At 71.8% G+C, this 13,395-nt stretch carries 9 protein-coding genes; 2 read left to right on the top strand and 7 right to left on the bottom strand.

The features are described 5' to 3' along the window. The first annotated feature begins 344 nt into the window (after positions 1-344). Complete coding sequence (locus tag BJ981_RS04740) at positions 345-1,001, top strand: TMEM175 family protein (RefSeq protein ID WP_184608489.1); 657 nt, start codon at positions 345-347, stop codon at positions 999-1,001. A gap of 6 nt (positions 1,002-1,007) precedes the next feature. On the opposite strand, the gene BJ981_RS04735 is transcribed toward BJ981_RS04740, so the two are convergent. From BJ981_RS04735 to BJ981_RS04710, 6 genes are all read right to left on the bottom strand, one after another. After that, positions 1,008-1,769 (bottom strand): class I SAM-dependent methyltransferase, encoded by a 762-nt coding sequence (locus tag BJ981_RS04735; RefSeq protein ID WP_204070453.1) that lies wholly within the window; start codon positions 1,767-1,769, stop codon positions 1,008-1,010. 22 nt (positions 1,770-1,791) lie between these two features. Then, positions 1,792-2,616 carry an SDR family NAD(P)-dependent oxidoreductase gene (locus tag BJ981_RS04730; RefSeq protein ID WP_184608488.1) on the bottom strand — a complete coding sequence of 275 codons (825 nt, stop codon included), beginning with the start codon at positions 2,614-2,616 and terminating at the stop codon, positions 1,792-1,794. 116 nt (positions 2,617-2,732) lie between these two features. Continuing rightward, positions 2,733-3,500, bottom strand: coding sequence for an SDR family NAD(P)-dependent oxidoreductase (locus BJ981_RS04725; protein ID WP_184608487.1), 768 nt, complete (start codon positions 3,498-3,500; stop codon positions 2,733-2,735). Positions 3,501-3,519: 19 nt separating this feature from the next. Then, positions 3,520-4,344: an aldose 1-epimerase gene (locus BJ981_RS04720; RefSeq protein WP_184608486.1), complete on the bottom strand. Its 825-nt coding sequence runs from the start codon at positions 4,342-4,344 to the stop codon at positions 3,520-3,522. Then, on the bottom strand, positions 4,341-6,239 hold the full coding sequence (locus tag BJ981_RS04715; protein ID WP_184608485.1) for an ABC transporter permease: 1,899 nt from the start codon (positions 6,237-6,239) through the stop codon (positions 4,341-4,343). The genes BJ981_RS04720 and BJ981_RS04715 overlap by 4 nt, the downstream gene beginning before the upstream one ends. An 84-nt stretch (positions 6,240-6,323) precedes the next feature. Continuing rightward, a complete protein-coding gene (locus BJ981_RS04710; RefSeq protein WP_184608484.1) occupies positions 6,324-7,712 on the bottom strand; it encodes an extracellular solute-binding protein in 1,389 nt (462 codons plus the stop codon). 224 nt (positions 7,713-7,936) lie between these two features. Here BJ981_RS04710 and BJ981_RS04705 point away from each other — a divergent pair, with 224 nt between their 5' ends. After that, positions 7,937-9,751 carry an ROK family protein gene (locus BJ981_RS04705; RefSeq protein ID WP_184608483.1) on the top strand — a complete coding sequence of 605 codons (1,815 nt, stop codon included), beginning with the start codon at positions 7,937-7,939 and terminating at the stop codon, positions 9,749-9,751. Positions 9,752-9,790: 39 nt separating this feature from the next. On the opposite strand, the gene BJ981_RS04700 is transcribed toward BJ981_RS04705, so the two are convergent. Further along, positions 9,791-13,228: a phosphodiester glycosidase family protein gene (locus BJ981_RS04700; protein WP_239139460.1), complete on the bottom strand. Its 3,438-nt coding sequence runs from the start codon at positions 13,226-13,228 to the stop codon at positions 9,791-9,793. Between the last annotated feature and the right edge of the window lie 167 nt (positions 13,229-13,395).

The following is a 13,395-nucleotide window of genomic DNA, read 5'->3' as shown; positions in this document are numbered from 1 at the left end:
GGGCGAGGGCGGCCGCGGCGACCGCGGCGATGACGGCGCCTATCGTGCGTAATGGGGGGTGGGACGACGACACGGTTGCCTCCTGAAATAGGGACGGCGCCGTCGTTGGCGACGTCCCATCTGCTGCGATAGTGGTAACACCAGCAAGAAATGCTGACAAGATCTTGCAAACAGCGAAAAAGAGTCATATACGGGACGGATATCCGGCGGCGATCGCGCCAGCGGCGGACGCCGTGGCATCGTCCCTGCGCCCGCGTTCCCGAGGCCGCTCCTGCGTCGGCCGGACTGTGCGAGGATTGCGGCGCTTGCGGTAGTTCGTGTGGCGGTTGGCGTATGGGAGACACGTGTCGCGGACGGATGAGGGGGACCCCGTCGCTCCGGGGATGACCCACGAGCGGTTCGGGATGTTCGCCGACGCGGTGTTCGCCATCGCGATGACGCTGCTGGTCATCGAGATCCCCCGGCCCGAGGGCGGGGGCGGCGAGGGCGGCGACCGGATGGCCGCGGCCCGTGAGCTGTGGCACTTCCTCGGCGAGAACTCGGGCGCGTTCCTGGCCTTCGTGATCGCGTTCCTGATGCTCTGGGCGACCTGGCGTCAGCACCACCGGCTGCTCGACCAGATCACGCGCATGACCCGGTGGATGTCCTTCCTGCACATCCCCTTGCTGATCTTCGTGGTGCTGCTGCCCTACCCGACCGCCCTGATCGGGGAATCGACGGCCAACCCCCTGTCGGTGACGCTGTTCGCCGGGTCGGAGGCCGTGCTGCTGCTCTGCCAGAGCCTCCTGGTGGCCGCCGCGGTCCGCGGCGGCGTGCTGCGCCCCGGCGCGGACGCCCGGCGGCTGCGGGTCGTGTCCGTCATGCTCGGGGGTATCGCCGCGTTCTGGGCGCTCACCGCGGGGCTGGCCTGGCTCATGGAGGGCGTGGCGTTCCTGTGGATGCTGACGCCGCTCGTCGCGGTGGTGACCCTCCGCACGGCCCGTCGCCTCCTGCCCGCCTGACCCCGGCTAGCCCTTGGTGAAGCTCACCAGCCGATACACCGGGTCCGCGCGCGGCCGGTCCTGGCCCGGCAGGGCATGGAGACGGCCGGTCAGGGCGGCGAGCGTGCCGGGGTCGGCCCGCTTCGTCCAGGGGATCCGCCGGGTGAGGATGAGCTCCGCCCACCCGCGCGGCGAGTGGCCCTGGCCGTCGCCGGGGAAGGTGGTCCGGCCGGCGGGCGACAGGTCCAGGGCCGTGGCCAGGCCGGTGACGCGGTCGTGGGCGTCGGACGGCGGCGGGACGTGGCGGGCGCGCACCGGGACGATCAGTTCCGCCACGTCGGACGGCGTCACGTAGTACGCCTCGTCCTTGTCCACCGTGGTGAGCAACGTGCCGCCGGGCCGCAGGACGCGCGCCGCCTCCGCCAGGGCGCGGGCCGAGGCCGCGTGGTCCAGCAGGTGCAGCAGCCAGATCATGACGACGGCGTCCACCGAGCCGTCCGCGAGCGGCACGGCGGTGACGTCGCCGCGCGCGACGCGGCCGGGGAGCCGGGCCGCCGCGAGGCGCGCCATGCCGTGCGAGAGGTCGATGCCGATCACCCGGGGCGCGGCGACGCGGGCGGTGACGATGCCGGTGCCGCACGCCAGGTCGGCGACCAGCGTGACCTGACGGGGAAGGAGTGCCCCGATCGCGGCGGCGGCGCTCACCGCCCGGGCGTCTCCGCCGCGCGTGCGGTCGTACGTGGACGCTTCGGCGTCGTAGTTCAGCACCAGGACATTCTCCCCGGCCATGGGCGGAGGCGCGGGGACGGCCTCACCGATCCCCGGGCGCGAAGGGCCCGGCGTCGCCGAAGACCGTGTCGATGAAGGCGCCGTGGCCGGCGGTGATGCCGCCGTCCACGGTGAGCGTGTGACCGGTTATCCAGCTCGCGTCCGACGAGGCCAGGAACAGGCAGGCGGCGGCGACGTCCTCCGGGGTGCCGAGCCGCCGCAGCGGGTACAGGGTCGTGACCCGGTCCAGGATCGCCGGTTCCTCGGCGACGCGGGCGTCCCAGAGGCGGGTGGCGATGGTCCCGGGCGCCACGACGTTGACGCGCAGGCCGCGCGGCCCGTAGCGGATGGCGAGGTTCTCGGTGAGGTTGATCAGCCCGGCCTTGGCGGCCCCGTACGTCTCGTTCCCGAACGCCCGTAAGCCGTTGACCGACCCGATGCTGACGACGCTCGGGTTCCTGTCGGAGCGCAGCAGGTAGGGGATCGCGGCCTGGATGCACAGGAACGGCGCCTTCAGCGTGACCGAGAGGTCCTCCACGAACTCGCTCTCGGTGACGCGCTCGAAGGGCGTGTCGGTGGCGTGGCCCGGACAGTTCACGAGGACGTCCAGCCGCTGCCACCTCTCGCCCACCTCGGAGAAGAACCGCCCGACGGACGAGGGGTCGGCCACGTCGACGCCCCACGACTCGCTGGATCCGCCGCGCTCCAGGATCTCGGCGGACACCTCGTCGGCGAACGTGACCGCCTCGTCCGCCACCACGACGTGCGCGCCCTCCGCGCCGAAGCGCAGCGACGTGGCCCGCCCTATGCCGCGTCCCCCTCCGGTGACGACGACGATGTGGCCGTCGAATCGACGCAGCGCGGACATGTCTCCCTTCCTGGTTCTCGAATCCGGCCGGAAGCCCGGCTGCCGGCGAGCGCGAAGCCGACGATCCTCTCGTCCGTGTCGAACGACGTGCACACGGACGAGAGGGGAGTGTCTGCTCAGAAGAGCGTATAGCCGCCGTCGATCTTGACGATAGAACCGGTCATGAAGCTCGACGCGTCGCTCGCGAGGTAGATGATCGTCGGGCCGAGCTCGTCCGGCTCGCCGTACCGCTTCATCGCCGCGGGGTCCACGCAGTACGGCTTGTACTCGGGCTGGTCCACCGGCGACGCCTCGGTCAGGAAGTAGCCGGGGGCGACGGCGTTGACCCGGATGCCGTAGGGAGCCCACTCGGCGGCGAGGGCCCGGGTCATCTGGTGGACGGCGGCCTTGGACGTCAGGTAGGAGACCTGCCAGCGCGGCTGGTTGACGATCTCGGCGGAGATCGAGCCGATGTTCACGATCGTCCCGCCGGAACGCTCGCGCATCCGGCGGCCGACCGCGCGGCTGCAGTACCAGACGCCGTCCACGTTCGTCGACATCACCTCGCGCCAGGTGCTGTCGGGGGCGTCGAAGGCGGCGGCGCCGATGCTGACGCCCGCGTTGTTCACCAGGACGTCGATCTCGCCGAACTCGGCGGAGATCGTCGCCACGGCCCGTTCGACGTCGTCCATGTCCGAGACCTCCAGGCGCAGGCCGTACGCGCGGATGCCGAGCTCGCCCAGCTCGGCGGCGGCGGCCTTGGCGGCCTCCTCCGTCCTGGCGGTCACCGCGACCGCCGCGCCCGCTTCGCCGAGGGCCTGGGCGATCCCGCGGCCGAGACCGCGGTTGCCCCCGGTGACCAGCGCGGTCTTCCCCTCCAGTGAGAACTTCTCCAGAGCGTTCATGGGCCCTTCCAATCGCTCGTCATTTCCAGCGCAGCGTCATCGACAGACGCAGCGGATCTCCCGGCTCGACACGTGTGTACCGCCCGGTGGCCAGTCCGTTCACCGGGCCGGAGAGAGGTTCGACGCAGAACGCGTCGGGCATCGTCTCGCAGACGATCCAATGGGTCCCGGTCGTCTCGACGCGCAGCTCCAGCCGGTCGCCCCAGCGAATCGCGGGCGGGCGCGCGACGCCGGTGAACGAGTCGTCCCACGGCCGGTCGCCTCCGCCGGGAGCGGTGCCCACCGGGATGCCGGAGTCGTCGCACACGTACCGGGTGCCGGGGCGGAAGTCCAGGTCCGCCTCGGTGCCGTCGGCCAGCCGCCGCCGGAACCACGGGTGGAAGCCGGCGAGCGCGGGCATGGCGCGCCTGTCGTTGGCGACCGTCACCGTGACGGTGAGGTGGTCCGGGCCGAGGTCGAAGCGCTGGCTCACCCGTCCGCCGAACGGCCACCGCTCGTCGAGGTCGATGACGAGCAGGTCGTCCTCGACCCGCCACGGACGGTCGAAGACGAAGCCGTGGATGGCGTGCGCGCCGAAGTTCACCGGGACCGCGTGGTCCACGCCGTCGAAGGAGAACCGCCCGTGCGCGGTGCGTCCCACGAACGGCGCCATGACGAAGGAGCCGTGGAAGATGTCCGCGGGACGGCCGGGCACCGGCGCGGTCGACCCGAGGATCTCGTGACCGTGGACGCGGAGGGAGACCAGCCGTCCGCCGTCGCCCGGGTCGATCGCGATCGAGGACCGCGGCGTGCGCAGGCCGACGATTCCCGCTCCGAGGTCCTCGAAGCGGCCCGCCGCGCTCACTTGACCGCCCCCGCCGTCAGACCGGCGACCAGGTGCTTCTCGATGACGACGAACAGCAGGACCACCGGGACGATCGCGATGAGCGAGGCCGCGAACAGGTACTGGTAGTTCGTCTGCGCCAGGCCGACGAACTGCTGGATGCCGACCGGCAGCGTCTGCAGACCCTCGGTGGGGTTGTTGAACAGGGTCAGCGCGACCGGGAACTCGTTCCACACCTGGATGAACGAGAAGATCAGCGCGGTCACCAGGCCGGGGCGGACCAGGGGCAGGGCGATGCGGACCATCGTGCGCAGCTGCCCGAGGCCGTCCAGCTTCGCGGCCTCCTCGACGTCGATCGGCACGGACTCGAACTGGCCGTTCAGCACCCAGATGGAGAACGCCAGGTTGAAGGCGGCGTTGGTGAGGATGATGGACCAGTACTGGTTCACCGCCCCCACCCAGACGAACTCCTGGTAGAGGCCGACGACCACCGACACCGGCGCGATCACCTGCGTGACCAGGACCAGCCTCATGAACAGCGCCCGCCCGGCGAACCGGTTGCGCGCGCTGTAGTAGGCGGCCGGCACCGAGACCAGCAGCACGAGCGCGGTCGACGCGACCGAGATGATCAGGCTGTTCTTGATGAACGCGGCCAGGTCCAGCTCCGTCCAGATGTCCGCCCAGTTGCTCCACATCCAGGTTTCCGGAAGGTAGGTGGCGGGCGAGGCGAACAGCTCCGTGGAGGTCTTGAACGTCGACAGGAACATCACGACGTAGGGGGCGAGGAAGAACAGGGAGATCAGCAGCCCGATGACCGGCATGCCGACCGGGCGGACGGCGCGCCACACCCCGGCGCCGCGCGCCGGGCCCTCCCTGCGCCGGCGGGCCCGCGGGTCCCCGCGGCGCGCGGTGAACGCCGTCCAGCGTTCGGCCACCGGGGCGAGCAGGCGTGCCACGGCCGCGGTGAGCGGGCGGCGCCGGCCGTCCTTGGCGGCGATGGCGGAGAAGTAGAAGAAGATGACGACGCAGAGGAAGACGACGTTCAGCACCGACAACGCCGCCGCCTCGCCGGTGTCGAGCTGCTGGCGGAAGGCGATCTTGTACGCCCACGTGATCGTGGTGTCCGTGCCGTTGCCGCTGTTGCCGCCGGTGATGACCCAGATGACCGGGAACGAGTTGAAGACGTAGACGACGACGAGGATCGTGGCGATCACCAGGGACGGGCGCAGCAGCGGGAACGTGATGCCCCAGTACGTGCGCCACGCGCCCGCGCCGTCGGTCTTGGCCGCCTCGTAGACCTCCCCGGGGATGGTCTGCAGGCCCGCCAGGATGACGTACGTCGTGAAGGGCACCGTCACGATGATGCCGACGACGATGACGGACGTGAACGCGTACGCGGGGTCCTGGTACCAGCCGATGGGCTGCGCGATCAGGCCGAGGTCCATGAGCAGCCGGTTCAGGATCCCGTTGCCGTATTCGAGGATGACGCGCCAGACCGTCGAGGTCATCACGAGCGCAGCCGCCCACGGGACGATCAGCGACCAGCGGACGAACCGGCGTCCGGCGAAGTTCTTGTTCAGGAACTGGGCCAGGCCGAGCGATATCGCCAGCGAGGCGCCGACGACGACGACCACCCAGGTCAGCGTGTGGAGGGCGACCTCCGCGAACGCCGGTTCGGCGAACAGCTCCCGGTAGTTGGCGAGGCCCGCGAAGCCGTGCGTGACGCCGGAGGAGTCGGTCACCATGAACGACGACCGGACCATGATGACGATCGGGATCACGATGACGGCGGCGATGAGCAGGGTCGCCGGCCCGGTCCACGGCAGGGACCTCAGCGTCGCGCGGATCGAGGCGCCCCGCGTGAGCTCCGGTTCCGCCTGCGGGGAGGGCGTGGCCCGGGGTAGCACGTCCGCCATGGGCATTTCCACTTTCCTGACTGGGTGACTCGCGGTCCCGCCCGCCCGGTGACGCGCGGGCGGGCGGGACCGCGATGGGGTGGGTTACTTGCCGGCGGCGTTGATGGCGTCGAGGATCTTCTTGGCGTCGGCTCCGGGGGCGATGCCGGTGCCGATCTGGTTCTGGATGGCGCCCTGGACCAGGGGGAACTTGGGGTCGGTCGCCGGGTAGAACCGCGCGGTGGGCAGGAGCTTCAGGAACGGCCCGAAGTCGGCGTTGTCGGCCAGCGCGGTCGAGGCGCTCTGCGTCGCGGGCAGGAAGCCCTGGCTGGTGAGGAAACTCTGGTAGTTGTCGGGCTGGTACACGAAGTTGAGGAACTTGCTGACGGCCTCGGTGTTGCCGGGGTTCTTGAAGGACATCAGGTAGTCCTGCACGCCGAGCGTGAACGGCGGGACGTCGCCGTTGACGGGCAGCGGCGCGACGCCGTAGTTCACGGTGGAGTTCCACTGCTTGAACAGCGCGGGCGCGAAGCTGGCCCCCGACATCATGCCCACCTTGCCGTCGGCGAACGGGCGGAAGACGCCGTCGGTGCGGTTGGTCTGACCGGCGTTGGGCTGGGTCACCTTGTAGACGTTCGTCATGCAGTTCAGGAAGTTCAGCGTGTTGACGTTGTTGGAGCTGTTGATGGTGAACTTCCCGGGCGCCGACTCCCAGTCGCCGCCGTTGCCCCACTGCCAGATCGACCACTCGGCCTGGCTCTCCTCGGAGCCGAGGGGCAGGCCGAAGCCGGTGTAGCCGGCGGCCTGGAGCTTCTTGGCGGCGTCGACGAGCTCGCGCCACGTGGTGGGCGGCGCGGTGATGTTCGCCTTCGCGAAGGCGTCCTTGTTGTAGAACAGCGCCCGGGTGCTCGTGATGAACGGCAGCCCGTACTGGACGCCCTCGTACACGCTGGCGTTCTTGAACGCGGGGATGAAGTCGCTTTGGACCTCGGGGGACACCAGGTCGGCGGCCGGCTGCAGGATGCCGTTGGCCGCCCAGCCGGAGAACTTGTTCTGGTTGAGGATGTCCGGGTACTGCTTGGTCTGCACCAGCGTGGCGACCTGCTGGTCGATGTTGTTCCAGTCCACGATCTGGAGCTTCACCTTGAAGCCGGGGTTGGCCTTCTCGAACTTGCCGATCAGGTCCTTCCAGAACGCGGCCGTGGTCGAGGTGTAGGACCCCGCGACGAAGGTGATCTCCTTCTTCCCGCCGGCCGCCGGCGCGCCGGAGCCACCGCCGGAGGAGGCGGACGGCGCCGGTTCCGCGGGGGACGACGGGGCGGCGGCGGCCGCGGTGGGGGCCGGCGCCTTGGAGATGAGCGCGTCGCACTTCTCCTGGGTGAGAGCGTTCGATTCACCCGTGGAGCCGCCGCCGCCACCGCACGCGGTAAGGAGAAGTGAGGCGGCGACCCCCGCCAGCAGGGGGACGGCGGGCTTCTTGACCGTTCTCTTCATTGACACTCCAAGTCCAGGACAGGTGGGAGACGCGAGCGACCGCAGACGGCTCGCGCGCCGGTGGGGGCCGGGCGGTCGCGTATGCCATGGGCTCAGCGGACTAGGTATGTACACCTTCATGACTTACGTGGGGAGTGTCAAGGGTCGCGAGGGGTGAAAAATGACCCACCGGCAAAATCTGCGAACTGACCCACCCCTGTCACGACCTGTGACACAAGAGGGGCATGATCAGTGTGGACGACTGGGCGGAGATCCGCCGATTACACCAAGTCGACGGCATATCCGTCCGGGCGATCGCCACGCGCATGGGCGTCTCCCGCAACACCGTGCGCCGGGCGCTCGCGGCGCAGGAACCGCCCAAGTACACGCGGACGGTGGCCGGATCCATCGCGGACGCGGCGGAACCGCTGATCCGCGCGGAGCTGGCACGCGACCCCACGGCGCCCGCCACGGTCATCGCGGCGCGGATCGGCTGGACGCGCTCGGCCACGGTCCTGCGCGCCCGGCTGCGTGAGCTGCGCCCGGCCTACCTCGCGGAGGCGTCCTCCCCCGGCGGGAAGCCCCCTGACCAGGCCGGGCCCGGCGTCGCCGGCGACCCTCCATCGGGCGCGCCGGCCGCGGCTTCGAGCGCCGGCGACGGGGCCGCCCGGCCTGGAAGGCTATTTACGCCGGGGGGCGAGTCGTGTAGAACATCGTCCAGTAAGTGGACGAACTTGACGGCCGCCGACGGCGCGAGAGCAGAGAGCATCCGTGTTGACCAACCCCCACCACCCCGAGTGATGAAGCACGCAGAAGATCTCACGGGGGACTCCGACGCGACGGCGTCCGGCGGCGCGTACCGGGCGCCGGCCCGGGCGTCCTCGGCGCCGCGGCTCATCTCTCCGACCGGCACCGGACGGCTCAACCGCAGCCGGCTCCTGCAGATTCTCTACGACGTCGGCCCCGTGTCCCGCGCGGAGCTGGCCCGCATCTCGGAAGTGACCAAGACGACGATCGGCACGATCGTCCAGCCCATGCTGAACGACGGCATCCTGATCGAGGGGCCGCCGCAGCCGAGCAGCGTGCAGGGCGGCAAGCCGGCCCGCCCGCTGTGGTTCTCGCCACACGGCCGCCCGATCGCGTCGGTGTTCCTCGGGCCGGGCACCGTGCACACCGCGCTGGTACGGCCGACCGGGGCGATCGTCCAGCAGGCGTCCGCGCGCTTCTCCGCCGTCAAGCTGGACCACCCCGCGATCATCGACCGGGTGGCCTCCTGCGTCGAACAGGTGCTCCCCGACGACCGCACGGCCGTGCTCGGCGTCGGCGTCGCCGTCGGCGGCGTCGTGAACACCGACGAGGGACGCGTCGTCGAGGTGAACCTCGCCCCGAGGCTCGCCGGGCTGAGGATCGGCCCCGAGCTTTCGGAGCGTCTCGGCCTGCCCGTCCACATCGACCTCCACCCGCGCATCCAGGCCATCGGCGACCGCTGGTTCGGCTCGGGCCGGCGCATCTCGTCCTTCGCCTCCGTGTACTGCGCCGAGGCGATCGGCGTCGGGTTCGTCATCGACGGCACCGTCCACCGCGGCGCGGCCGGCGCGGGCGGCGAGGCCGGGCACACCATCGTCGACTTCAACGGCGCGGTGTGCCGCTGCGGGCGCCGCGGATGCTGGGAGACGATCGCGACGCACCGGTGGCTGCGCAGCCAGGCGAGCGCGATCGGGCTGCCCGGCGCGCGCTCCCTCACCGCCGGGCCGCTGGCGCGCCTCGCCGCCGAGGACCACCCGGGCGCCCGCGCGCTGCTCGACCGGTACGCCCGCAACCTCGCGGTCGGCCTCATCAACCTGCAGCAGGTACTCGCGCCGGGCCTGTTCATCCTGCACGGGGACGTCGTCGAGGGAGGCGAGGAGCTGCGGACCCTGGTCCAGCGCTACCTGCTGGAAGGCACGCCGAGCCACCCCGGCGGAGAGCCGAGGGTGACCTTCGCCGACGTCGAGGACGACATGACCATGCTCGGCGCGGCGGGCCTGGTTCTCTCCCAGTCCCTGGACCTGCTCGCCTGACGCCGGGGGCGGACCTCCGCCCCCGGCGCGGAAACAGGTTCAGGCGGGCTTGACGACGGTGATCCGGGCCTGCCGGGTCACGCCGCTGACGCGGACCGAGAGGGTGATCTCGCCGGGGCGGCGGGGTGTGAGGGTTCCGGTGGCGGGGTCGAACGCGGCGACGTCGTGGCCGCGGGCCCGCCTCGGGTCGCCGACGTGGACGTTCGGGCTCGCGGTCCACAGGGCGCTGACCGGGTAGGCGGCCGGGACCGCGCGGCCGTCCTGGGTGAGCGTCGCGGTGACCTTCACCGGAGTGCCCACCGTCGCCGTCGGCGGGGCGTCCAGGGTCAGGGCGTCGACGTGCGGGCGGGTCTCGGCGGCCAGCCAGCGCGGGCCGCCGGTGAAGGGCAGCAGGCGGGCCGCGGCCTGCTCCGCGCGCGACACCGGGTCGACGCCGAGCAGGGTCCAGCCGGTGAAGCCGCCCTGCGTGGTCGCCGGGGTCTTGCCCGCGTTGCCGTTGACCAGGTACGGCACGCCGTCCACGCGCGCGGCGTCGAACGTGCCGACGTGCCCGCCGATGAACGCCGCCCCCTTGCCGGTGTCGTGCTGGAAGGCGGCCAGCCAGTGTTCCACCAGCGCGGCCTCCTTGCGGTCGCCGAGCTGACTGCCCTTGGCCGGGGTCGGGTCGCGCGGCGGGTGGTGCTCGACCAGCACGACCGAGTTGACCCGGTCGTCGGACGCGGCGCCGTCCAGGGCCGCGCGCAGGCGTTCGAGCTGGTCGAAGCCGCCGCCCCTGATCGTGCCGCGCGAGGTGTCGAGGGTGACGAACCGCGTGCCCTTGTGGTCGAACGTGCGGCTGGTGTCGCCGAAGTACTTCCTGAAGTTGTCGATGGCCGCGCCCATGACCTCGTGGTTGCCCGGCACGTAGAAGTACGGCAGCGCGTCGCCGATCTCCTCGTCCAGGACGCGCTTGGCGAGCTGGAAGTCGGCCTCGGACGCCTCGTCCACCAGGTCTCCAGCGATGATCATGAAGTCGGGCCTGGCGGCCCTGATCTCGCGCAGGGTGCGGCGGGCGGCGGCGACCAGCGGGGAGTCCGGAGCGCGGCCGACGAACTGGGCGTCCGACATGACCGCGAAGCGCCACGGCTCGCCGTCCACCGAGGGGACGATCACGGGGTCCTGGACGCGGGGCGCGGGCGGCGGGTCGATCGCCGGGGCGGCCTTCACGTACAGGTCGTCCAGCAGCACCTCGGCCTGGTATTGACGGTCGGCCTTCAGCTCGATCGTGTAGAACCTGCTGACCGTGACCGGCTGGGGCAGCGCCGCCGGCACCGGGATCTCCACCTCCCGCCAGCCGTCCCAGGTGATGTACGGGCCGTAGATGGAGTAGGACTTGCCGGTCGCGTCCACGGCCGTGAACGCCGTCCACTCGCCCTGGCCGTGCCCGTACACCGAGACGCCGAACGCCTGCGCGCGCGTGGCCACCCCGAGCGGCCGGGGCGGGATGGCGTACGCGGTGCGGGTCGCGGTGGACCGGGTGAAGTCGTAGGACAGCCGGAGACCCGGCCCGTTCCGGCCCTCGGCGACCGGGGTGACGGTGGCCGTGCCCCGCGCCGAGCCCGCCGTCCACCGGGCCGCGTCGTCGAAGGTGGACAGGACGGTCTTCGTCACGCCCACGCTGACCGCGACGGACGTGGTGAGACCGTCCACCTTGACGGTGATGAGGCCCGCGCCCGACTCCCGCGCCGCGCCGACGGTGAAACCGCCGCCGGCGTCCGGGGTGACCTTCAGCAGGCCGGCGTCGTACTCCAGCCGCACGTCGCCGGGCTCGACCGGTGCCGAGTCGCCGTACCGGTCGTACCCGACGACGCCGAAGGACGCGGTGGAGGAGGCGTCGGCGACGTTCAGCGTCGGCTGGGTGGTGTCCAGGCGGACGGCCGGGCCGAGCACCTCCACCTCGGCCTCGCCCCTGGCCCGGCCCGCGGACGCCGAGACGGTCGCGGCGCCGGGCAGGGCCGCGCGGAACACGCCGTTCGCGACGGCGCCGTGCGTGGCCGACCAGCGGACGGGCGTCCGGTCGCGCACCGGGCCGTACACCTCGTCGTACGCGGTGGCGGTCAGCGTGCGGGTCAGGCCGAGCAGCACGCGGTCGGGACGGCCCCCCGCGACGGGGCCGGTGCCCGGCGCGGCGGCCGGGTCCACGGCCGGTTCCACCCACACGCCCCGCGCCTTGCCGCTGCCCTTCGGCCGGTAGACGGCGAGGCCGTTGGAGACGACGCGCTCCTCGCCGTCGTTGGGCTCGTTGTCGACACGCAGCCGGTCGGCGCCGGGCTTGCGGGTGACCATGGTGGCGGAGCCGCCGCCGTCGATCTCCACGCCGGAGTGCGCGCCGAGCGCGACGAGCCGGTCGGCCATCTCGCGCAGCGTGGCGCCGCGGCTGTGGATGGTCCGGGTGCCGTCCACCGTGACCAGGAACATCTTCGTGCCGTCCGCGGTGAGGCCGAGGGCCATGCGCGCGGCGACGGTCGTGTCGTCGATCGGCTGGGCCACGCCGTCCTTGACGAGCAGGTGGTTGGCGCCGATCGCGGTGGCGAGCGCGGAGCCGTCCGAGGTCCTCGGACGGTAGGCGATCTCGACGGGGTCGCCGGGGACGAGCCCGGCGAGGAGCGCGGCCCCGGCCTCCCGGCCGACCAGTGCCGTGGTGCCGGTGGGCAGCTCGCCCTCGCCGGGTCTGGCGGCGACGCTGACGACCTTGCCGCCGGACACCAGCACCTCGGTCACCTGGCCCGCGTCCTGCACGGCGCGGGTGCGCGGGTAGGCGCCCCAGAGCGGGGTGTAGGCGCCGATGCCGTCGCGGGGCAGGTCCGGGCTGTTCAGACGGACCAGCGGCGTGGTGCCTGTCTGGCCGGGCAGACGCACGGTGCCCTCGAACAGGATGTCCAGCACGCGACCGGCGCCCGAGGCGTCGAAGCCCACGGCGGTGGTGCGGCCCGAGGCGGACTTGAGCAGCTCGCCGCCGGCGATGGCCGGGCCGATCGGGGCGGTGGAGTTGTTGATGTCGAAGAAGTCCCCGTTGACGGCCGCCACGGCGCCCTTGGCCTCGGCCATCTGGGAGATCCTGCCGCCCTTGGCGACGCGGCCGGCGTCGAGGTAGCCGACGGTGGCGCCCTTGGTCAGGTCCACGGTGAGGGTGTCGGCCCGCTGCCAGCCCTTGGCGTCCAGGGTGTCGAGCGAGTCCAGCCGGACGCCGGGGGCCACGGGGCGGCCGGTGCGGTAGGTCTCGATCGGGCCGCCCGGGGCCGCGGCGGTCCGTGCGGCCGGGCCGGGGGCCTCGGTCGTGCCGGGCAGCGGCGTCGTGACGGGGGGATAGGAGGAGGCGCGGCGGGCCTCCGGCGCGGTTAGCGCGACCGGGTCGGACACCGGGTCGGCGGGGGCCGCGTGCGCGGGAAGTGCGGTGAGCCCGAGAACCAGAGCGGGAAGCAGCGCCGCGAGCGCCACCCCGCGTCTCCGGTCCGGACGGATGGTGGACAGGGGTTCCTCCGAAGGTCCGCGATCAATATCGACAGTGCGCAGTAAATCCGTCACATTTGGACAATTCCACGCATGTCCGGTGAACCTCAGACGACAAGATCCAGCGTCACGGGGAGGAGGCGGCGTGTGTCCAG

The sequence above is a fragment of the Sphaerisporangium krabiense genome (assembly GCF_014200435.1).
Taxonomy (GTDB): domain Bacteria; phylum Actinomycetota; class Actinomycetes; order Streptosporangiales; family Streptosporangiaceae; genus Sphaerisporangium; species Sphaerisporangium krabiense.
This window is presented reverse-complemented; position numbering and strand designations above follow the sequence as displayed.

What these genes read in the sequence shown, in the direction of transcription:
- BJ981_RS04735 (WP_204070453.1), bottom strand. Translation starts at nt 1,769, where the DNA reads ATGGCCGGGGAGAATGTCCTGGTGCTGAACTACGACGCCGAAGCGTCC.
- BJ981_RS04730 (WP_184608488.1), bottom strand. Translation starts at nt 2,616, where the DNA reads ATGTCCGCGCTGCGTCGATTCGACGGCCACATCGTCGTCGTCACCGGA.
- BJ981_RS04725 (WP_184608487.1), bottom strand. Translation starts at nt 3,500, where the DNA reads ATGAACGCTCTGGAGAAGTTCTCACTGGAGGGGAAGACCGCGCTGGTC.
- BJ981_RS04715 (WP_184608485.1), bottom strand. Translation starts at nt 6,239, where the DNA reads ATGGCGGACGTGCTACCCCGGGCCACGCCCTCCCCGCAGGCGGAACCG.
- BJ981_RS04710 (WP_184608484.1), bottom strand. Translation starts at nt 7,712, where the DNA reads ATGAAGAGAACGGTCAAGAAGCCCGCCGTCCCCCTGCTGGCGGGGGTC.
- BJ981_RS04705 (WP_184608483.1), top strand. Translation starts at nt 7,937, where the DNA reads ATGATCAGTGTGGACGACTGGGCGGAGATCCGCCGATTACACCAAGTC.